The sequence below is a fragment of the Tessaracoccus sp. OS52 genome, from assembly GCF_020687685.1.
Lineage (GTDB): Bacteria > Actinomycetota > Actinomycetes > Propionibacteriales > Propionibacteriaceae > Arachnia.
The window spans coordinates 1,763,374-1,783,842 of sequence record NZ_JAJEWM010000001.1 but is presented as its reverse complement, the minus strand read 5'-3'; the positions used below and the strand labels follow the sequence as shown (position 1 = coordinate 1,783,842).

21 protein-coding genes are annotated in these 20,469 nt (G+C 67.7%); 13 read left to right on the top strand and 8 right to left on the bottom strand.

Annotated elements, in window-relative coordinates; genetic code table 11:
* Complete coding sequence (locus tag LKO27_RS08420; RefSeq protein WP_227737257.1) at nt 1–645, bottom strand: heme-copper oxidase subunit III; 645 nt, start codon at nt 643–645, stop codon at nt 1–3.
* A 161-nt stretch (nt 646–806) separates the two neighbouring features.
* Here LKO27_RS08420 and LKO27_RS08415 point away from each other — a divergent pair, with 161 nt between their 5' ends.
* From LKO27_RS08415 to trpD, 3 genes are read left to right on the top strand one after another with little or no spacing between them, the layout of a single operon-like run.
* Entirely contained in the window at nt 807–1,859 is a 1,053-nt protein-coding gene (locus tag LKO27_RS08415; RefSeq protein WP_227736935.1) for a cytochrome c oxidase assembly protein, read from the top strand.
* Nucleotides 1,856–2,272 (top strand): response regulator, encoded by a 417-nt coding sequence (locus LKO27_RS08410; protein ID WP_227736934.1) that lies wholly within the window; start codon nt 1,856–1,858, stop codon nt 2,270–2,272. The genes LKO27_RS08415 and LKO27_RS08410 overlap by 4 nt, the downstream gene beginning before the upstream one ends.
* The gene (gene trpD / locus LKO27_RS08405) at nt 2,269–3,303 is read left to right on the top strand and encodes an anthranilate phosphoribosyltransferase (RefSeq protein ID WP_227736933.1); all 1,035 of its coding nucleotides are present in this window, start codon (nt 2,269–2,271) and stop codon (nt 3,301–3,303) included. The genes LKO27_RS08410 and trpD overlap by 4 nt, the downstream gene beginning before the upstream one ends.
* On the opposite strand, the gene LKO27_RS08400 is transcribed toward trpD, so the two are convergent.
* Both LKO27_RS08400 and LKO27_RS15575 read right to left on the bottom strand, forming a co-directional pair.
* Nucleotides 3,290–3,946, bottom strand: a complete 657-nt coding sequence (locus LKO27_RS08400; protein WP_227736932.1) for an A24 family peptidase — start codon at nt 3,944–3,946, stop codon at nt 3,290–3,292. The genes trpD and LKO27_RS08400 overlap by 14 nt on opposite strands.
* Nucleotides 3,947–4,053: 107 nt before the next feature.
* Entirely contained in the window at nt 4,054–5,016 is a 963-nt protein-coding gene (locus LKO27_RS15575; protein ID WP_370629962.1) for a hypothetical protein, read from the bottom strand.
* A 128-nt stretch (nt 5,017–5,144) separates the two neighbouring features.
* Here LKO27_RS15575 and LKO27_RS08390 point away from each other — a divergent pair, with 128 nt between their 5' ends.
* Complete coding sequence (locus LKO27_RS08390) at nt 5,145–5,654, top strand: peptidylprolyl isomerase (RefSeq protein ID WP_227736931.1); 510 nt, start codon at nt 5,145–5,147, stop codon at nt 5,652–5,654.
* On the opposite strand, the gene LKO27_RS08385 is transcribed toward LKO27_RS08390, so the two are convergent.
* Complete coding sequence (locus tag LKO27_RS08385; protein ID WP_227736930.1) at nt 5,632–7,434, bottom strand: DEDD exonuclease domain-containing protein; 1,803 nt, start codon at nt 7,432–7,434, stop codon at nt 5,632–5,634. The two genes, LKO27_RS08390 and LKO27_RS08385, sit on opposite strands and share 23 nt — an antisense overlap.
* A gap of 96 nt (nt 7,435–7,530) precedes the next feature.
* Between LKO27_RS08385 and LKO27_RS08380 the strand changes: the two genes are divergently transcribed.
* The 8 genes from LKO27_RS08380 to LKO27_RS08345 are packed head-to-tail and all read left to right on the top strand — an operon-like array spanning nt 7,531 to nt 14,781.
* Nucleotides 7,531–7,755 carry a hypothetical protein gene (locus tag LKO27_RS08380; protein ID WP_227736929.1) on the top strand — a complete coding sequence of 75 codons (225 nt, stop codon included), beginning with the start codon at nt 7,531–7,533 and terminating at the stop codon, nt 7,753–7,755.
* 47 nt (nt 7,756–7,802) lie between these two features.
* Nucleotides 7,803–8,903, top strand: coding sequence for a C40 family peptidase (locus LKO27_RS08375; RefSeq protein WP_227736928.1), 1,101 nt, complete (start codon nt 7,803–7,805; stop codon nt 8,901–8,903).
* Nucleotides 8,904–8,912: 9 nt separating this feature from the next.
* Entirely contained in the window at nt 8,913–9,665 is a 753-nt protein-coding gene (locus LKO27_RS08370) for a carboxylesterase (RefSeq protein WP_227736927.1), read from the top strand.
* A 34-nt stretch (nt 9,666–9,699) separates the two neighbouring features.
* Nucleotides 9,700–10,458 (top strand): lysophospholipid acyltransferase family protein, encoded by a 759-nt coding sequence (locus tag LKO27_RS08365; protein WP_227736925.1) that lies wholly within the window; start codon nt 9,700–9,702, stop codon nt 10,456–10,458.
* On the top strand, nt 10,455–11,636 hold the full coding sequence (locus tag LKO27_RS08360; RefSeq protein WP_227736923.1) for an ATP-binding protein: 1,182 nt from the start codon (nt 10,455–10,457) through the stop codon (nt 11,634–11,636). Before LKO27_RS08365 ends, LKO27_RS08360 begins: the two co-directional genes overlap by 4 nt.
* Before the next feature lie 23 nt (nt 11,637–11,659).
* Nucleotides 11,660–12,301 carry a response regulator transcription factor gene (locus LKO27_RS08355; RefSeq protein ID WP_227737256.1) on the top strand — a complete coding sequence of 214 codons (642 nt, stop codon included), beginning with the start codon at nt 11,660–11,662 and terminating at the stop codon, nt 12,299–12,301.
* A 60-nt stretch (nt 12,302–12,361) separates the two neighbouring features.
* Complete coding sequence (locus LKO27_RS08350; protein WP_227736921.1) at nt 12,362–13,747, top strand: class II 3-deoxy-7-phosphoheptulonate synthase; 1,386 nt, start codon at nt 12,362–12,364, stop codon at nt 13,745–13,747.
* The gene (locus LKO27_RS08345; protein ID WP_227736919.1) at nt 13,744–14,781 is read left to right on the top strand and encodes a GntG family PLP-dependent aldolase; all 1,038 of its coding nucleotides are present in this window, start codon (nt 13,744–13,746) and stop codon (nt 14,779–14,781) included. Before LKO27_RS08350 ends, LKO27_RS08345 begins: the two co-directional genes overlap by 4 nt.
* Here the strand turns inward: LKO27_RS08345 and LKO27_RS08340 are convergent.
* Nucleotides 14,760–15,683: a sorbosone dehydrogenase family protein gene (locus LKO27_RS08340; protein WP_227736917.1), complete on the bottom strand. Its 924-nt coding sequence runs from the start codon at nt 15,681–15,683 to the stop codon at nt 14,760–14,762. The genes LKO27_RS08345 and LKO27_RS08340 overlap by 22 nt on opposite strands.
* A 25-nt stretch (nt 15,684–15,708) precedes the next feature.
* Between LKO27_RS08340 and LKO27_RS08335 the strand changes: the two genes are divergently transcribed.
* Nucleotides 15,709–16,044 carry a hypothetical protein gene (locus LKO27_RS08335; RefSeq protein ID WP_227736916.1) on the top strand — a complete coding sequence of 112 codons (336 nt, stop codon included), beginning with the start codon at nt 15,709–15,711 and terminating at the stop codon, nt 16,042–16,044.
* A 571-nt stretch (nt 16,045–16,615) separates the two neighbouring features.
* Here the strand turns inward: LKO27_RS08335 and LKO27_RS08330 are convergent.
* The 3 genes from LKO27_RS08330 to LKO27_RS08320 all read right to left on the bottom strand — a co-directional run bounded on the left by LKO27_RS08330 (nt 16,616) and on the right by LKO27_RS08320 (nt 20,463).
* Nucleotides 16,616–18,124 (bottom strand): sorbosone dehydrogenase family protein, encoded by a 1,509-nt coding sequence (locus LKO27_RS08330; protein WP_227736915.1) that lies wholly within the window; start codon nt 18,122–18,124, stop codon nt 16,616–16,618.
* Between the two features lie 112 nt (nt 18,125–18,236).
* The gene (locus tag LKO27_RS08325) at nt 18,237–19,481 is read right to left on the bottom strand and encodes a hypothetical protein (RefSeq protein ID WP_227736914.1); all 1,245 of its coding nucleotides are present in this window, start codon (nt 19,479–19,481) and stop codon (nt 18,237–18,239) included.
* A 43-nt stretch (nt 19,482–19,524) separates the two neighbouring features.
* On the bottom strand, nt 19,525–20,463 hold the full coding sequence (locus LKO27_RS08320) for a DMT family transporter (RefSeq protein ID WP_227736912.1): 939 nt from the start codon (nt 20,461–20,463) through the stop codon (nt 19,525–19,527).
* Nucleotides 20,464–20,469: the final 6 nt, after the last annotated feature.

Sequence of the window (20,469 nt, the reverse complement as noted above, 5' to 3'; positions counted from 1 at the left end):
TCAGCGGAGGAAGTAGAGGACGCCGAACAGCAGGATCCAGACCACGTCGACGAAGTGCCAGTAGTAGCTCACGACATGCGCGGAGACCGTCTGCTCATGGGTGTGGGTGATGGTCATGTAGGACCGCGCCAGCACGAACAGGAAGGCGATCAGACCGCCCAGGACGTGGAGGCCGTGGAACCCGGTGGCCAGGAAGAAGACCGACCAGTAGGCGTTGGTCGAGATGAAGTAGCCCTCGCTGAACAGGGTGAAGTACTCCCAGACCTGGCCGGCGATGAACAGGGAGCCCAGCACGAAGGTGACGGTGAACGCCTGGCGCAGCCCCCACTTGAGCGGGTTCAGCCAGGACCCGTTGGCACGGCCGCGCTCGGCGGCGTTGGCGCCGAGCTGGCAGGTGAACGAGGACAGGACGAGGATCGTGGTGTTGATGGCCGCGAACACCACGTCCAGATGCGGCGTCATCGAGTCCCACAGGCTCGTCGTGCCGGCGGAGACCGCCTGCTCCGTCGTCACGTTGCGGATCCAGAAGTAGGCGGCGAACAGGGCCGCGAAGAACATCAGCTCACTGGCCAACCAGACGACCACCCCGACGCTCAGCGGGTCCGGGCGTCCCTTCGGCTTGTTCAGCCGCGAGGGAGCGATCATGTGGACGGCGCCCGAGGGCAGCGCGTCCGGGGCTGTCAGGGTGTCATGTTTGCTGGCCACGGGCCCATTATGGCCGCAAACCGCACTGTATGCACAAGGTAGCCGCGTTGTGACTCGACCCCGCGTGCGATCCGTGATTGGCATGGGGCATAATGCCACCCATGTCTCCAGCCCCGGGAGCGGTCGTCCTGCTGCCGTCACACGCCAATCCGGATGACGAGATCGTCCCGTTGGAGGGCTGGGCCTACTTCACCAACTGGGCCTTCGAACCCCTCCCGATGATCCTCCTGCTGGTCACCGCCGCGCTCTACCTTTACGGCGTCCACGTGCTCCGGAGGCGCGGCGACAAGTGGCCGGTGGGCCGAACCGTGAGCTTCGTCGTCCTCGGACTCGGGTCGCTCGCGGTCGCTCTGTTCAGCTTCCTGGGCGCTTACGACACCGTCTTGTTCTGGGTCCACATGGTCCAGCACATGCTGCTGAACCTGATCGCGCCGGTCTTCCTCGTGTTCGGCGCTCCCGTGACGTTGCTGCTCCGGACCCTTCCGAAGCAGCCGAAGACGCTGTTGCTGAAGCTCCTGCATTCGGGACTGGCCAAGGTGCTGCTGTTCCCGCCCCTCACGACACTGCTGATGGTGGGCAGCCCCTTCGTGCTCTACCTGACGGGGTGGTACGACCTCACCCTGCGCAACGACCTGGCCCACGACACCCTGCACCTGTGGCTGTTGCTGTTGGGCTGCCTGTTCTTCTTCCCGCTGCTGGGGGTGGACCCGGTGCCGTTGAAGATGCCGTACCCCATCCGGATGTTGCTGTTCTTCCTCACGATGCCCTTCCATGCCTTCCTCGGCGTGATCATCATGAGTTCTACGCAGTTGATCGCGGAGGAGTGGTATCTCTCCTTCGAGCGGTCGTGGGGTCTGAGTCCCTTGGAGGACCAGACGTGGGCCGGTGCGTTGATGTGGGCAACCGGTGACCTGACGATGCTGGCGGCGATGTCCACCATTTTCATCCAGTGGATCCGGGATTCCAACCGGGAGGCCAAGCGCATGGATCGGCAGTTCGACCGCGAGGACGCCATCGCTGCGCGGAAGGCGGCGACGGACCCGACGCCCGGACCCGTCGTGGCCCCGTCCGGCCCAGTTGGCTACGATTCACACGTAGGTGAAGTTCCAGGCGATACCGCCTTCGGCGGTGGCGAGGATGGCGATACAAGATGAGTGAACCCCGAGAGACCGCGAAGGTGCTCCTGTTCTCGGACGACCGGACGGTACGCGAGGAGGTTCGCCTGACGCTCGGGCGCCGGGTGGCCCGCGACCTGCCCGAGATCGAGATCTTCGAGGTGGCCACCGGTCCCGCCCTGCTGCGCACCCTGGACGCCGGTGGGACCGACTACTCGCTCATCATCATGGACGGCGACGCGCAGCCCGAGGGCGGCTTCGGTCTAGCCCACCAGGTCAAGCAGGAGTACGCCAACTGCCCGCCGGTGCTGCTCCTGATCCGCCGGGTGGCGGACGCGTGGCTGGGCACCTGGACCGAGGCGGAAGCGCTCTCGCCGTTCCCGGTCGACCCGATCCGTCTCCCCGAGCAGGTCGCCGAGCTGCTGCGGGCCGGCAAGGCCGTCGCCAAGTGAGCTACACCTGGCCTGAGATCCTCACCGGTCTGGTCCGCAGTGAGGGCCTGGAGGCCGAGGCGGCCGAGTGGGCGCTGAACGAGATCTTCAACGGGCGCGCCAACGACGTGCAGCTTGCCGCCCTCCTGGTGGCCCTGCGTGCGAAGGGGGAGACCGAGGACGAGATCTCCGGGCTTTCAGCGGCGATGCTCGCGAACGCCACGCCGATCCTCCTGGACGACGAAGCGGTCGACGTGGTGGGCACCGGTGGTGACCGCGCCGACACCGTCAACATCTCGACCATGGCCGCCATCGTCGCCGCTGCGGCCGGCGCAAAGGTGATCAAGCACGGCAGCCGCGCCGCCTCGTCGCAGTCCGGGACGGCCGACACGCTGGAGGCGCTGGGCGTCAACATCATGCTGGAGCCGGCCCGGCAGGCCGACGTGCTCAACGAGGTCGGCATCGTGTTCCTGTTCGCGCAGCTCTACCACCCGGCCATGAAGAACGTCGCCTCCGTGCGCAAGCAGCTCGCCATCCAGACCACGTTCAACTTCCTCGGTCCGCTTTCCAACCCGGCCCGCCCTCGAGCCATGGCCCTGGGCGTGGCGAACGACGACATCGCACCCGTCGTGGCCCGCGTGCTCGCCGGCCGGGGGGTGCGCGGCCTGGTGTTCCGGGGCTTTGACGGTCTGGACGAGCTCACCACCACGTCGCCGTCGGACGTCTGGGTGGTCACCGACGGCAGGGTGCACCGCACCACGCTGGACCCGCAGCAGCTCGGGCTCGCGCCTGCCGCCCCGGCCGACCTGACGGGCGGCCCCGCAGAGCACAACGCACAGGTGGTGCGTGACCTGGTAGGGGGGAAGACTGGCCCGGTTCGCGACATCGTGGTCCTGAACGCTGCGGCCGCCCTGCTGGCCTACCGCGGGGTCAGCCCTGTGCTGGACCTGACCGAACAGCTCACGGAGACCATGGCCGACGTGCAGCGGGCGATCGACTCGGGCGCGGCAGCCAACCTCCTGGAACGTTGGGTGGCAGCTACCAACCGCTGATCGCCACCGCTGCCACGGGCCCCAGCCAGAGCGCTGGGCCGTAGGGGAAGTGGGCCGGAGCGTCGGTCCCGCGGCGCAGGAGACCGTGCGCGATTCCCCAGGCAGCGCCGATGACGGTGCCGGCCAGGACGGTGAGCAGCCACTGGTCGAGACCGCCCGCTCCGGCGAGGACGCCGACGATCCCTGCCAGTCTGACGTCCCCGTAGCCGAAACCCGTCCCGAACGCCCACACGAGGTGGAACAGGCCGAAGGCGGCCAGCCCGCCGATGAGCCCCCCGACCGCGGAGCCAGGATCCGTCAGCGCCAGCCACAGCGCCCCCGCCGCCACCTGCAACAAGCAGAGCTGGTTCAGGATGCGCGGGAGCCAGGTTGTCCGCAGGTCGACCCAGGCCAGGGCCGCCCCGGCACCGAGATGGCCGAACCACATCGGCAACTGCGCCTGCGGGGCAGCTACTGCCACCACGGTGGCCGACGCCGCGGAAGCGGCAAGGACGCCCAGGAGGTCCCCGCGGGAGCGCAGGGCGACGAAATCAGGCGCGGCCTCGCCCGCTGGCACGGCGGGGACCGGGAGCCTCGGGACGACGAGCATTTGGTGCAGCAGGGCCGATGCGGCGCAGACGGTGACCACCAGCGCCACGTTCATGACCCGAAGGCTAGTGAGTCCTCGGGGTCACCCGGTATCGGCCTGTGGACAACGCACAAACAGGGGCGCCCACCGACCTGGTCGGGGGCGCCCCTGTTTGGTGTGGGTCAGCGCTGGGCCTTGGTGAAGCCTGCTGCCTGGGCAGCCTCCTCGGAGTTGAACCAGACCTCGGCGATGGTCCGGTCATAGCCCCCGGAACCTTCGAGGTGGTACTTCTTCGAGCGTTCGTTGCCCTTGATGACGTACCCCTCGGGAGGGTTGTCGCCGACGTAGGACCCCTCGCCGTAGGTGACGGGCACGGACTCGGTGCCTGCTTCGCCCTCGTGTGCCGGCTGCGGGGTCTCCTCGGCGGAGGTCTCGGCGGGCGGGGCATCGTCGGGTGTCACCTCGGTCACGAGGTCCGCATCCTCCGTGGGCGCCGCGTCGGACGCCGCGTCCCCGGCGGTGCTGGCCGATCCCTCGCTCATTCGGGCAGCCGTCGCGAACGTGTCGTTGTTGTTGACGTAGGCCTTGGAGGGCTCGTGCGCTGTCCAGCCGTCATCCTTGGGAGTCAGGAAGTGCCGGATGGCGGCGACGGCGCCGGCGACGATGGCGCCGATGGCGACGACCTTCCCGAACTTCTTCAGCTTGCCACCCTTGTGCCTGGGTTCCAGTTCTCCCTTCAGGGCCTGCGCGGTGGCCTCGCCGCGCTTCGCGGCTTCGGCGACGGCCGGGTGCTCGGCGACGTCGTGCAGCATGGTCTGGAGTCGCGGCAGCAGGTCGTCGGAGACCCGGTCCTTGGCCGCCTCGACGGCGGGAGTGACCCGGTCGAGGGCGCCCCTGATGTGTGGTTCCCAAGCATCCAGACGCTTCGACGCGTAGTCAGCGGCACGGACACCGGCGTCCTTGGCCACGGGGGCGGCCCGTCGCTGGGCTTCGTCGAGGATGGTGGCGGCGCGCTTCTGCGCTTCGCCGAGCACCAACGTCGCGCGGGCGATTCCGTCGTCCAGCGCGGAGTGGACGGCCGGGCTGGCTGCAGCGGCGGCTGCTGCTGCAGCGGCGGCCTTCTTCAGCTTTCGTGTTTTTCTCACGATTTCCTCCAATGGGTTCGGCTCGTGGTCGAGCAGGTCCCACGCTACCGCCTTGTGGGCTCCCAACAACCGGAATGCGGTCGGCCGGGTAGGTTGGCACCGAACGAACCCAATGAGAAAGGAAGCGCATGAGCACCGCGACACTCCACACGACCGAGGGCGACATCGTCATGACGCTGTTCGATGACCAGGCGCCCGTCACCGTCGCGAACTTCACCGGACTGGCCGGAGGGACGAAGCAGTACCGGGACGCGAAGACCGGCGAGCAGAAGACCGGCAACTTCTACGACGGCCTGAAGTTCCACCGGGTCATCGACGGCTTCATGGTGCAGACCGGTTGCCCGCTCGGCACCGGGACCGGCAACCCAGGCTATGAGTTCGCCAACGAGATCCACCCGGAACTCAGCTTCAGCCGCCCCTACATGGTGGGGATGGCCAACGCCGGACCGGACACCAACGGTTCCCAGTTCTTCATCACCGTGGTCCCGACGCCGCACCTCAACCGTGGCTACACCATCTTCGGTGAGGTCACCGATCCCGCCAGCCAGAAGGTGGTGGACAAGATCGCAACCACCCAGACCGACGTCCGGGACCGTCCCACCAAGGACATCGTCATCAACTCCGTGACCCTGTCCTGACGCGGCGCCGGTGGCGGCCTTCCTGGTCGCCATCGGCCAGCTCCGGGGGAAACGCCATGTCCACCTCGGCGCTGCGATGCCCGGTCAGTTCGGCGGTGAGGGCCTCCGGCTCCAGTCCGGCGTGCAGGGGCCAGGACCACTCTCCGTCGACCGAGAGCAGGCGGACACCGTCGCTCTCCAGCCAGGCCGCAACCCGTTCGGCCTCCTCGACGCTGCCGGCCGGAATGCCGCCGGCCGGAGCCAGCACCGTCTCGGCGGCAGCGGGCAGCGCCTCCGCAGTGGCTCTCACCGCAGCCGTGTCCGCAGTGGTGGCGGCGGCCAGTTTCCCGTAACGGATCACGTGGATCGCCCATCGGTTCCCCTCTGGGGCGGCGGCAATGATCTGTGCACAGGCCGCCACGGAACGCACCCGGTGATGCCGCACCGACGTCCTGTAGAACGCCTTCACGCGCGCTGTCACTTCCGCAGCCTCCTCGAACCTCTCCTCCCGTACCAGCCGGCCCAGCCGCTGTCGCACCGATCTCAGCACGGGTCTGACGTCCGCGGCCCAAAGGTTGCGGACTTCGTCCACCACCTCTGCGTAGCCCTCCGCTCCGCTGCCGAGTTCGCAGGGAGCAAGGCAGCGGCCCATCTCGGCAAGGGCGCACGCCTGCGAGGGCTTCCGGGCAGACAACCGCGTGGTGCACTGGCGCAGCGGGTAGGTCTCGTGGATGGCCATTGCTGCCTCCTGGGCGGCCTCCCTGGATGGGAACGGCCCCCAGAACGTCCCGTCATCGCCCACCCGGCGCACCACCGACAACCGCGGGAACGCCTCGTTGGTCAGCTTCAGCCACACCAGTCTGGTCTGGTTGCGGGAGCGCCGGTTGTAGCGGGGGGAGTGGGAGGAGATCATGCGCAACTCGCGGACCTCTGCCTCCAGATGCGTTGAGCAGCGCAGGAACCGGACTCCGGTGGCCACCCTCACCATCTCGTGGATGCGCCCCCGCTGCTCCGCCGCGGAGAAGTAGCTCCGCACCCGCGAGCGCAGGTTGTTCGACTTGCCGACGTAGAGCACCTCCGAACGCGGTTTGCCGTCGGCGTCCGGTCCCTCATGGACGAACCAGTAGACCCCCGGCCCCTCCGGCGCGTCCTTGGCCCAGACTCGCTTGGCCCTGCGGTCCGGCGAGACGCGGCTCGTCAGCTCGCCGAGATCCTCCAGGGTGTGGACTCCCAGGTTTCCCACGCGCTCCAGCAGTCCGTGGAGGACGTCGACAGTGGCGCGGGCGTCGCTGAGGGCGCGATGGTTGGGAACCGTCGTGGCGTTGAAGTGGGCAGCCAGCGTCGCGAGCTTGCAGTTGCGAACCTCCTCCTGGAGCAGGACCTGCCGGGCGAGTGGGACCGTGTCCACCACCACCGGTCGTTTCCAGGGGATGCCGAGTTCCTGGTGGGCCCGCTGGAGGAACCCGACGTCGAAGGGCGCGTTGTGGGCCACGAGGACGCAGCCGGCGGAGAACTCTGCGAAAGGCCCGATGACCTGTGCCAGGGTGGGCGCGTCGGCGACCATCTGGTTGGTGATGCCGGTGAGGACCTGGATCATGGCCGGAATGGGGCCCGTCGGCCGGACGAGGCTCTGGAACTCACCGATGATCTGCCCACCGAGCACCTTGACCGCGCCGATCTCCGTGATCGAGGAGTTCTTCGAGCCGCCGGTGGTCTCAAGGTCCACCACGCAGAACGTGACCTGTGACAGATGTGTCCCGAGGTCTTCGAAGGACGGCTGCTGGAGTTGCTGGTGCTGCATGTCGGGGACCCTACGGGAGCCCACTGACAGGTCCGGGAGGCGGTGGCGGATACTCGCGGGCCCCGGACTGTCAGAGGCTGGGTACATGCTGTCGCCATGGCTACTTTGCATGTTGATTGCGACGGCTGCGCGGCCCGTGGGCCCGCCTGCGGGGACTGCGTCATGAGCGTGCTGCTCGGTGTTCCCAGCAGCACGGCTGACTTCGGCGAGGAGGAACAGGAGGCCCTCGGCGTGCTCGCGCAGGCCGGGCTGGTGCCGCCGCTGAGGATGGTGTCCAACCAAGACCCGGAACCGTTTGGGAAAAGACTGAGGGTCGTTTAGGATTCTCTCAGCCTTTGGTTTCACCGTCGACGCACCTGGAGTCCCCTTTGAAGAAGTTCCGCCTCGCTCTCGTCGCGCTCCTCAGTGTTGCAACCCTCATGGGCTTCGTCGGACAGGCGGCAGCGGACCCCGATGCGGTCTCGCGTGCCAAGGATGAGCTGGACAGGATCCACCAGGAGTCCTCTGCCATCGACCAGCAGATCATCGAGGCCATCGTCCGGGCGGACGAGGCGGCCGAGAAGCTGGAGCAGCTGCAAGCGGACCTGAGCGTCCAGGAGGCCAAGGTGGACGCCATGGCCTCGGCCCTCGGAGCCATCGCGGTCATCCAGTTCCAGTCCGGCGGGTTCGACGTCACCGCCCAGCTGCTCACCAGCGACTCCGAGGCAAGTTTCCTGTCCAGCCTCGCAACCATCCAGAACGAGGCGGACCGCAGCAATGCGGACCTGCAGGCACTCCAGGTGGGCCAGGCCCGCGTAGAGAGGCTCCGGGCCGAGGCCGACCGCACCAACGCATCCCTCCAGGCGGATTTGTCCGCCAAGGAGCAGCTGGCCAAGCAGTACGACGCCAAGGAGGCGGAGGCCGAGGCGGTCTACAAGCGCCTCGACGCCGAGGAGAAGGAGCGCCTGCGTCAACTGGAACTCGAGCGCCAGCGTCAGCAGGAACTGGCCGACCAGAGGGCCCTCGAGGCTGCCGCTGCAGCCTCCCGGAGCCGCACCGAGGCACCCGCCGCCGCCAGTGGACCCGCTCCCGCCGCCGCGGCCACCGAGGCCACCGAGGCCACCGTGTCGGGCAGCGCAAGTTCGCGTGCCCTGGGTGCCGTCGCCGCCGCCAAGGCCCAGGTGGGGAAGCGCTATGTCTGGGGGACCTCCGGCCCCAACACCTTCGACTGCTCGGGCCTGACCAGCTTCGCCTACCGGCAGGTGGGCATCAACCTCACCCGCTCGTCGCGCGCACAGGCTTCACTGGGCACCAAGGTGGCCAAGAGTGACCTGCAGCCCGGTGACCTCGTCTTCTACTACAGCCCGATCAGCCACGTCGGCATCTACATCGGCAACGGCAAGATCGTTGATGCCGCCAACCCGCGCACCGGCGTGCGCATCACCTCGTTGAACTCGATGCCGTTCACCACCGCCCGCCGCGTCGCCTGAGCCGCCCGGATGTCCGCTCCCGTCCAGCACGTCTGGCCCGAGGCCGACACCCTCAGACTGGGTGAGGGCGACATCGGTGTGGTGGTCTGCCACGGATTCACCGGATGTGTCCAGTCAGTCGCCGGCTGGGCCAAGGCCATTGCGGAGCGGACTCCGGCTCGTGTCATCGCACCGCGGTTGAGGGGGCATGGCACCGTCTGGACCGACATGCACGAGGTGGTCTGGACCGAATGGCTGGAGGACGTGGACGCCGCGTATCGGGAACTCGCAGAAGAGTGCAGCCAGGTCTTCGTCGCCGGGCTCTCGATGGGTGGTGCGCTGGCGCTGCGGCTGGCCCAGACCCGCGACGTCGCGGGCGTCCTGCTGGTGAACCCGGGCATCGCCTCCCGGAACCCGTTGCTCGAACTCTCGGGAGTCATCCGGTACCTCGTCCGCTCCCAGCCCGGGATCGCCTCGGACATCGCCAAGCCCGACGTCGAGGAGACCGGCTACACACGAGTGAGCGTTCCGGCCGTCTGGACGATGACCCGGCTCTGGGCGAAGGTGCGCGCTGATCTGGACAAGGTCTCGGCGCCGGTGGTGCTGTTCCGCTCGGACGTGGACCACGTCGTCGACGACTCGAGCCATCGACGGATCCTCGCAGCGCTGCCCGGCACCCGGTTGGTCCCACTGCCCAACAGCTACCATGTGGCCACGCTGGACCATGACGCGGAAACGATCCATCGCGAATCGGTGAAATTCATCAGGCGGCACGCTCGCTAGAGTGGTTCCGACAAGTCAGATTGGAGCCAGCGCGGTGTGGTACGGATTCTTCAAGGCGGCCCTGTTCGGTCCCCTGGTGAAGTACGGCTTCAGGGCCCGCATCGTCGGCGCGGACAACGTCCCGGCCGAGGGCGGCGCCATCCTCGCCAGCAACCACATCGCCACCATGGACTCGGTTGTCATCCCCGCGATGCTGCCCCGCCGGCTGACGTTCCCCGCGAAGGCTGAGCTGTTCACCGGATCGCACGGGCCGGGTTCCAGGATCGTCGCCTGGTTCCTCAAGGCTGTCGGCATGGTCCCCATGGATCGCGGCGGCGGCCGCGCCAGCGCCGCTTCGCTGGGAGCGATCGCCAAGGTGCTGGCCGACGGGGAAGTGGTGGCGATGTTCCCGGAGGGGACCCGCTCACCCGATGGCCGCCTCTACAAGGGCAAGACGGGCATGGCCCGCATGGTCCTGGCCAACGACGTCCCGGTCATTCCGGTCGGTGTGGTCGGGACGCAGAGCGTCCGGGGACTTCTCGGGATCCCCTGGCTGAGCCGACCAGTGGTGATCGTCGGAGAACCGCTGCGGTTCTCGGAGTTCACCGGCCAGCCCCAGGACACCAAGACCCTGCGCTGGGTGACCGATGAGATCCTGGCCGCCATCCAGGGGCTCACAGGTCAGGAGTACGCCGACGTGTACGCCAGCCGGGTGAAGATGGGTGACCTCAAGGACAGGGGCTCCGACGACTTCGTGCTGCCGCGTCCGGGCGGTGGTTCACCACCGGCCATCGCCGCCGACGGTGACAGATGAGCGTTCCCTCTCCGCGGGTGAGCTGGCTGAAGGCGTCCACTGCTTGGTTTCGCCACGGCTACGACCTCCTCGGCCGGGCCTTCAACGTACTCGTGCTGGTGCGGGGGATCCTGACCCTGCACGCGGTGGTGCACAATCTGGCACTGGTGCTGCCCACCGCACCCAACCCGCTTGGTGTGGTGGTCGCGACCGTCGTCATCGCTGGTTGGACCTTCTTCGCGTCCTGGCGACTGCGCTCCCCGGGAGGTCGCACCCGTGGGATGTTCGTCGCGGACCTCCTGGTCACCCTCGCGGTGGTGGCCAGCACGCCGCTGGTGGTGGAGCCCGGTTCCTCCTCGCTCTCGCTCGCGGGCTTGTGGATGACGGGATCCTCGCTGTTCCTCGCGGTGCTGTCCTCCAGGCGCTGGGCGTTCCTGAGCGCAAGCAGCGTGAGTGTCGTGTACCTGCTGGTGTCCCCCGAGATCACGCTGACCCGCCTGAACCTGGTGCTCGTCATGCTCGTGGCCACCTTCACGCTCGGGGAGTTGATGGGCCAGTTCAAGGCCTCGATCACCGAACAGGAACGCGAACGCATCCGGACCGTGGCCCTTGCCGAGCGGGAGAGGCTCTCCCGCATCGTTCACGACGGTGCCCTCCAGGTTCTGGCGCTGGTGGAGCGGGAGGGCCCTTCCCTGGGCCCCCGGGGCATCCGGTTGGCGGCGTTGGCGCGGGAGTCCGAGTCGCAGTTGCGCACCTTGCTGCGTGACCGCGAGATCGTCGAGGAGGATCCGGAGGCGCTGGTGGACCTCGCCGCAGCCCTCGACAAGTACCAGAGCGCCCGCGTGACCGTCTCCACGATGGCGGGGCAGGTGATGGTTCCCCGGATGGTCGTGGACGAGGTCGAGGCTACGCTGGTCGAAGCACTGAAGAACGTCGAGAAGCACGCTGGGCCGGACGCGGAGGCCTGGGTCCTGCTGGACCAGGAAACCGACGACGAGGTGATTCTGTGGGTCCGCGACAACGGCCAGGGGATGTCCGCGGCCGAGGTCACCGACGCGTCGATCCGCGGCCGGATGGGCATCAAGGACTCGATCGTGGGACGGATGTCGGCGCTGGGAGGTTCAGCGATGCTCAAGTCGTCGCCGGGCCTTGGGACTGAATGGGAGCTCCGGTTCCCGGTGGACATTGGAGAGCTGTGACTGAAGAGGTACGCAAGCGAGTGATGCTCGTCGACGACCACCCGATGTGGATCGACGCGCTGAGCGAGGACCTCACGGAGGTGGGGTTCGAGATCGTCGCCGTCGCCAAGAACGGCACGGAGTGCCTGCAACGGGCACGGGCCACCAAGCCCCAGGTCGTCGTGATGGACCTCCAGATCCCCGATCCCGACGGGGCCTCCTGCACCGAGATCCTGCTCCAGGAGTTCCCGGACCTGCACGTGCTCGTGATGTCCGCCTCGGGGGAACGCGACGACGTGCTGCGCGCCATGAAGGCCGGCGCCAAGGGATATCTGGTGAAGTCCGCTTCAAAGGCTGAACTGATCGAAGGGGTGCAGCGCACCGCCGTGGGCGACGCGGTCTTCACTCCCGGCCTGGCGGGGCTGGTCCTGGGCGAGTTCCGCCGGATGGTCAACGTGGCCAGGGCCCACAACGAGGAGGGGCCGGTGCTCACCACCCGGGAGATCGACGTGCTGCGCCGAGTCGCCAAGGGTCTGGCATACCGGGAGATCGCCGAGGAGCTGTTCGTCTCGCACCGCACCGTCCAGAACCACGTCCAGAACGTGCTGCGCAAGTTGCAGTTGCACAACCGCGTCGAACTGACGCTCTACGCCATCGACCAGGGCCTGCACGACCCCAACGAGTGAGCGTTCCACGCCCGGTCGCCCCGTGCGGACTGTTTTGCATTGTGCGGTAGCCTGACCGCCATGTCCACCAACATGTCCAGGGAAGAATTGCGCGCGCTGCCGATGGTCCAGCAGCCGACCTATCCCGACGTAACTGCGGTGGACCGGGTGATCGATCAGATCGAGAAGCTGCCGCCGCTGGTGTTCGCAGGGGAGTGCGACGATCTGCGTGACAAGCTGGCCGAGGTCGCGGCCGGACGTGCCTTCCTCCTCCAAGGAGGTGACTGTGCGGAGTCGTTCGACGCTGTGACAGCCGACAACATCAAGGGCAAGCTCATGGTGCAGCTGTCGATGGCGGTGGTGCTCACCTACGCTGCGCAGGTTCCCGTGGTGAAGGTGGGCCGGATCGCCGGCCAGTACGCCAAGCCGCGCAGCAACGACTCGGAGACCCGCGGCGAGCTGACGCTCCCGTCCTACCGCGGTGATGCCATCAACGGTTTCGACTTCGACGCCGACGCGCGCGTGCACGACCCGCGTCGTCTTGTGCGGGTCTACAACGCCTCCTCGGCCACCCTCAACCTGGTCCGGGCCTTCGTCAAGGGCGGTTTTGCCGACCTTCGCGGCGTCCACACCTGGAACCGCGACTTCGTCGGGAACTCCCAGGTGGAGCAGGAGTACGAGGAACTGGCTTCCGAGATCGACCGCGCGCTGGCGTTCATGGTCGCCTGCGGGGTGGACGACCGGGCACTGTCGGAGATCGACTTCTACGCCAGCCACGAGGCGCTTCTCCTGGAGTACGAGCGCGCCCTCACCCGCGTCGACTCGCGCAGCCAGCAGCTGTACGGCACCTCGGGGCACATGCTCTGGATCGGGGAACGCACCCGCCAGCTCGACGGTGCCCACGTGGAGCTGCTCCGCCGCGTCCAGAACCCGCTTGGAATCAAGCTCGGACCCACCACCACCCCGGAACAGGCGATCGCATTGGCTGATCGGCTGGACCCCGACCGGATCCCCGGTCGCATCACGTTCATCACCCGCATGGGTGCCGGCAAGGTCCGCGACGTCCTGCCGGACGTGATCGCCGGCGTGGAGGCGACTGGTCGCAAGGTGGCCTGGGTGTGTGATCCGATGCACGGCAACACCTTCGAGGCCGCCAACGGGTACAAGACCCGCGCGTTCGTCGACGTCGTCGAGGAGGTCAACGGCTTCTTCGACGTCCACGACAAGCTCGGCACCTGGCCCGGCGGCATCCACGTGGAGCTCACGGGTGACGACGTCACGGAATGTGTCGGTGGCTCGATCCAGTTGTCCGAGGATGACCTGGCCAGCCGCTACGAAACTGTCTGTGATCCCCGGCTCAACCGCAACCAGTCGCTCGAACTGGCCTTCACCGTCGCCACCAGGCTTCGCGAGGGCCGGTTGCGGCGGAAGAACCCGCTGCAGGCGTTCGAGGCCCGCGACCTGTGATCGACCTCCGAAGCGACACGGTCACCAGGCCGTCGCCCGGAATGCTGGAAGCGATGGCAGCTGCCGCCGTCGGCGACGACGTCTACGCCGAGGACCCGACGGTGGCCGAGCTCGAGGCCCGTGCGGCGGAACTCCTTGGCCACGAGGCCGGGCTGTTCTGCGTGACCGGGTCCATGGCCAACCTGCTGGGGATCTGGCTGCACACACCCGTCGGATCCGAGGTGCTCTGCGACGGCATCGCCCACGTAGCCCGCGCGGAGATGGGCGCGCACGCGGGTCTGCATGGCGTCACGATGCGCACCTGGACCTCCGATCGGGGGAGAGTCATTGCCGACCGGGTGCTGGAGATGCTGGCGGTCGACTGCGGTCCGTACCTGGTGGAGACCGCCTGCGTCGCCGTCGAGGACTCCAGCAACTTCGGGGGCGGCACCGTCCAGGACTTCGACGAGGTCTCCAGGCTCTCCCGGGAACTCGGCGGTCTGGGCATCAGGCGTCACCTCGACGGCGCACGCCTGGCCAACGCGGCCGCGGTGACCGGAAGGGCGCTGGCTGACTACGGCGCCCTGTTCGACACCGTCAGCCTGTGCCTGTCCAAGGGTCTCGGCGCACCCATAGGCACCGTCCTGGTGGGCACCCGCGACGACATCGCCCGGGCCCGCGTGCAGCGCAAGCGGCTCGGTGGCGGCTGGCGCCAGGCGGGTGGCCTCGCGGCCGCCGGACTCTGGGCCCTGCAGCATCACCTCCCGCGGACGGCCGACGACCACGCCTCCGCCCGGGCCTTCGCCGACGCCGTGGCGCAGGCCGCCCCATGGGCGGTCGACCCGTCCGGTGTCGAGACCAATATTGTCCTGGTACGTACCGACGACGCCCGGGCAGTGGCCGCTCAGCTCGCGGACCGGGACGTGCGGCTCAGCGTCCTGGGGCCAACAAGTCTGCGAGCCGTCACCCATCTGGACGCCACGCTCGAGGAGTGCGCCGAGGCTGGACGGATCCTCGGCGCACTCCTGACGGATCAGGCAGGCACCAGCTCGTAGCGGATGATCCTGTCGTCGGTGTTGTTGGACGTGAGGACCCAGATGGTGCCGTCGGGTGCGGCGACGACGTCGCGCAGGCGGCCGGGATCGTTCTGGAGGGTTGGGGTGTCGGTGCCGGCGGGGTCGTGGTCGAGCATGACCCAGAGCCGCTGCCCGCGCAGGGCGGCCAGGTAGAGGTTCTGGTCCTTCCAGAGCAGGCCGCTGGGGCTGGCTTCGGCTGGGGTCCAGACGGCTACCGGATCGGTGAATCCCGGTGTGTTGCCCATTCCTTCCACCGTCGGCCAGCCGTAGTTGTTGCCCGGCTCGATGATGTTGAGTTCGTCCCAGTCGTTCTGGCCGAGTTCGGAGGCGAACATGGTGCCGTCGTCGGCCCAGGTCAGGCCCTGGACGTTGCGGTGGCCCAGGCTGTACACCGGCGTGCCGAACGGGTTGCCGGGGGCCGCGCCACCAGTTGCCGGGTCGACGCGGAGGATCTTGCCGGCCAGTGAGTCCGGGTTCTGTGAGCGGCTGGGGTCGCCGGCGTCGCCGGTGCCGATGTAGAGCATGCCGTCGGGGCCGATTGCGATGCGGCCGCCGTTGTGCGAGCGTGCGCTGGGGATCCCGCTGACCAGTACCTGCGGGCTGGCCAGTTGCAGCCCACTGCCGCTGCCGCTGATGTTGTAGCTGACGACCCTGTTGTCGCTGGTGGTGGTGTAGTAGACGAACAGCTTCCCGGGGACTCGGGTGCTGTACGCCAGCCCGAGCAGCCCGCCCTCGGCCTCGGCGAGGATTGTCGGGATCGTCAGCACAGGGAGCACCTGTCCGTTCACGATGGTGCTGATGGTCTTGGTGTCGCGCTCGGTGAACACGGGCTGGTTGCCGACGAAGACCAGCGACCACGGATTGTCCAGGCCAGAGGCCATCACCGTCCCTGGCGTCTGGGGCACCATGAGGCCCGAAGAAGTCGCGGTTGCAGTTGGCGTTGGTGTTGCCGTTGCGGTTGCGGTCTGGGTGGCGGTCGCCGAAGCTGTCGCTGTGGGTGTTGCGGTTGTCGTTGCGGTTGCGGTTGCGGTTGCGGTTGCGGTCTGGGTGGCGGTCGCCGAAGCTGTCGCTGTGGGTGTTGCCGTTGCCGTTGGCGTAGAGGTCGACGTCGCAGTGGCGGTGACGGTTGCCGTGGACGTGGCTGTAGCCGTGGCAGTCGGCGTCGCGACCGGGGTGCCGGAGGGCGTCGCGGTGGGGGACAGCGACGGGCTGGCCGTGACGGTGGGCGAGGGTGAAGGGTAGACCGGCCCTGTGGGTTTCGCCCCGGACCCCGGCGGGTGGAATCGCACGATGTTGTTCAGTACCCACCTGGGGATCCAGTGGTGGACCCAGTTGCCGGACGGGGTGAGGAACGAGTGGATGACCTTGGCAAGCACGTAGCTGCGGCAGCCGTGAACTCCCGTCTCCGCAGTGCCGCAGATCGTCTTCCAGTGGCGCCCATCAGCGGCCACCCACTCCCCGGTACGCGCCAGGGGGTTGCCGGTCCAGAGCCCGCGAGAGGAGGCCTTGTAGGTGAGGCTGTTGAACACCCAGGTGTTCTTGCGGACGAACCGGCCGTTCTCGACCACCACCGTCGTCGCGACGATCTCGGTGGTACACCGCTCGGTCCGGGAGTAGGGGACGCACTCGGTGCGCCAGTCCCTGCCGTTGACGTGGTGGGTCCCCTCGGTCGTGTAGACGTCAATCTCGGCTCTCGCGGATCCAGCGTGGATCATGGGCAGCAGCGCCGCTGCCAGAACTGCCAACAGAAAAGCTCGTAGCGTCTTCATGGTTCCCCCTGATTTCGGCCCGTTCTACGGGTGTTGTCCGTTGTTCATGCCTCCCTGAGGCTGTAGGAGATGATCGTGTCGTCGGTGTTGTTGGACGTGAGGACCCAGATGGTGCCGTCGGGTGCGGCGACGACGTCGCGCAGGCGGCCGGGATCGTTCTGGAGGGTTGGGATGTCGGTGCCGGCGGGGTCGTGGTCGAGCATGACCCAGAGCCGCTGCCCGCGCAGGGCGGCCAGGTAGAGGTTTCCATCCTTCCAGAGCAGGCCGCTGGGGCTGGCTTCGGCTGGGGTCCAGACGGCTACCGGATCCGTGAATCCCGGTGTGTTGCCCATTCCTTCCACCGTCGGCCAGCCGTAGTTGTTGCCCGGCTCGATGATGTTGAGTTCGTCCCAGTCGTTCTGGCCGAGTTCGGAGGCGAACATGGTGCCGTCGTCGGCCCAGGCCAGGCCCTGGACGTTGCGGTGGCCCAGGCTCCACACCCGTGTCGTGCTTCCCGGCGCCGGTCGGCCATTCGCCGGGTCGACGCGGAGGATCTTGCCGGCCAGTGAGTCCGGGTTCTGTGAGCGGCTGGGGTCGCCGGCGTCGCCGGTGCCGATGTAGAGCATGCCGTCTGGGCCGATCGCGATGCGGCCGCCGTTGTGCGAGCGTGCGCTGGGGATCCCGCTTACCAGTACCTGCGGGTTGGACAGTTGCAGGCTGGTGCCGCTGCCGCTGATGTTGTAGCTGACGACGCGGTTGTCGCTGGTGGTGGTGTAGTAGACGAACAGCTTCCCGGGGACTCGGGTGCTGTGGGCAAGGCCGAGCAGCCCGCCCTCGGCCTCGGCGAGGACTGCCGGGATCCTCAGGACCGGGAGCACCTGTCCGTTCACGATGGTGCTGATGGTCTTGGTGTCGCGCTCGGTGAACACGGGCTGGTTGCCGACGAAGACCAGCGACCACGGGTTGTCCAGGCCGGACGCCTTGACGGTGCCGCTGCCCGAAGGCACCATCAGCACCCCGGGCGTGGCCGGAGGAGGCGTGGTAGGGGTGCCGCCAGGAGAGGTTGATTCGCCAAACCTCACGATGTTGTTGAACACCGACTTCGTGACCCAGCGGTAGGTCCGGTTACCCGATGAGTCGAGGTAGGACGCGACAACCTTCGCCAAGGCGTAGCTGCGACAGCCGTTGCGTCCGGTGGCCGCCGTGTCGCATTCCGTGCGCCATTGCCGGCCATCCGGGGCAGTCCAGGCGACCTTGCCCTCGTAGAACCCGTTGCCCCCGAGCGGGTTGTTCTTCCACAGGGAGCGCGGTGAGGGCTTGTAGGTCAGGTTGTTGAAGACCCAGTCGGTCCGCTGGACGAATCGTCCACCCTCCTGCACGACGGTGCTGGCCCAGATATCGGCCCGGCAACGCTCCGTCTGGGAGTAAGGCTCACACGTGGTCCGCCACTGCCGACCGTTGACTAGGTGCACACCCTCGTCGGTGTAGACGTCTGCCCGAGCCGAGCCGACCTGCGACCCCATCAACAGGCCGGCCGCGACCACCGGCAACAGGAATGCGCGCAACAACTTCATGGTTCCCCCGGACCGAGTTGGTGATGGGCTGCCTTGCCCAAGCGGTCCCACGTTATGCGAACAGGGGGGTCAAAGTCACGGATCGGAAAGGAACTTGTGGGCTTGCGGTGGCTCAGCGGGAGTAGTTCTCCACCTCTGCGATGGGCCGCGGCCAGGCTCCCAACTCCTTCCAGGTGAAGTCGGGCACCCGCGCGAAGAATCCGAGCAGGAACTGGCTGAACCACTCGAGTTCGTCCGGGAGCCAATCGCTTCGCGACACCAGGATCCGGCCGTCGCTCTCGATGCTGAAGGGGCCCGGTGAGGTCCGCAGGAAGTACTCCAGCTGTCTCGGGTGCATCACGTCGGAGGCGAACCGGGCGGAGGGACTGCGCACGGTGAACTGATCGTTGAACGCAGCCGACTCGAAACGCACTCTGTCCCCGAACAGCCCCCAGTTCACCGACAGCTCCCGGAAGGGGAACGTCGTGGCGAACTCGCAGATGATCTCCTGGTGGTGCTGCGTGTAGGTCTGGACGTTGCCCTTCGCGTCGGTGCGGGTGTGGGTGGTGTCCCAGTGATGCTCCAGGCGGATGAAGGGTACCCCGAAGTTGTCGGAGGTGATGATGTCCTCGGCGCGGTGGCCGTGCCCGCCTCGCGTGTGATTGACCAACTGAAGCACGCTGTCGTCTCGCGGCGTGTAGCGCCAGTGCGGGCGCTGGTGGAAGGAGAGGTAGGGCGGGGCGGGGGGACCTTCGAACTGCATGGCGGGTGAGGAGACCAACGCCCGTTGCACGTCGGCCAACCAATCGACGGCCTTGGCGAGTTCCTCGACGTCGCGAGGGGCATGCAACATCACCAGTTGGTCGTGGTCGATGCTCAGGTCCAGTTGCATGGGCCGTCCGGACGAATCCATCGGCGGCCTCGCCAAGGCGGGTGCGACTGCGTGGTGGGCGGCCGTACCGAAGGCCGGGTCCGTTGCCACCGCCTGCAGCGGCCCGGGCACGATCAGGTGTCCGCTGACGTTATCCCGAGGGGTCTGTGCGTTGAACAGGTAGAACGGGGGCAGGGGCTTGGGCAACCGCATCGTGATGACGTACCCCCCGCTGCGGAACGTGTCGCTGCGGTAGCGGAAGGCCTGGAATCCGACTCCGCTCCGGGAGGTCCCGAGGACCTGGTCGTCCACGCTGCGGTTGAAGCCGACCCCGAAGGGAGGGTTGTTCAGCCCGACGACGATACCGACGTCGGGCCTCTCCACCCACGTCCAGCCTCGGGCACGCACAGCGGCGAGGTACTGCTGCTTGCGGACGATGAAGAAGACGCCGATGGCGACCCCGAGCACGACCAGCACGGTGACCAGCACCAACAATGACGAATCCACGATCGCCAAACCCCCTCACAGGACAACATTTCCCATCCTAGGGTCAGGGGTTCCGTCGGGTGCGCTCGGGAGCCTTCCGCCTGCGCAGGTCCTCGACCAACTCCTCGGCAAGCGGCCGGCGCTTCCGCGGAAGCGAGGTCAGCAGGAGGGCACCGACGACGAGCGCGCCGCCGGTCACCATCGTGAACGTCAACGGCTCCAGCCCAAAGCTGATCGCGAGGACGGCGGACCACACCGGCTCGGAGCACATGATGATGGCGCTCGGGGTGGCGGGGACGTAGCTCTGCGCCCAGCTCTGGAGGAAGAGGGTGACGGCGCCGCAGAAGATCCCCAGGTACAGCACCTGCAGCCACACCGTCGGCTCAGAGGTCGCTTCGAACCCGCTGAAGGGTGCGACCACCAGTCCCAGCACCAAGCCGGTCAGCGCCTGCGTCAGCGTCAACTGCTTCACGTTGTCCGGCCGGACCCATCGCCCCAGGAGCACGATGTGCACCGCGAACGCCCCGGCACCCAGAAGCGTGATCGCCGCGCCGAGCCCGAGGCCGGCCCCGGCGCCCGAGTGGCCGCTGGCGAGCACGCCTATCCCGATCACCGTCAAACCCACCGCCACCCAGGTGGCGGTCGGCTGCCGCTGCCGCAGGACCACGGCCGAGATGATGGCCGTGAACACCACGTAGCTGGCAGTGATGAAGCCGGACACCGAAGGTGCCGTGAACTGCAGACCGATGATCTGCAGGAAGATCCCGCCGGCGAAGATCAGTCCCAGTGTCACGCCACGAACTGCGACCCGCCGGGGCATCCGCAAGTGCGGGAAGAAGACCACCAGGAGCACCAGCCCCGCGAGCGCCAGCCGGGCGACCGTCAGGTTGACCGGTGAGATGTGTGCGAACGCGCTCTTGGCCACCACCACCGTCGAACCCCAGGCGGCGGCTGCCAGCAGCAACGCCAGCACCGGTAACGCGACGCCCCTGCCCGATGCCATCAGAGC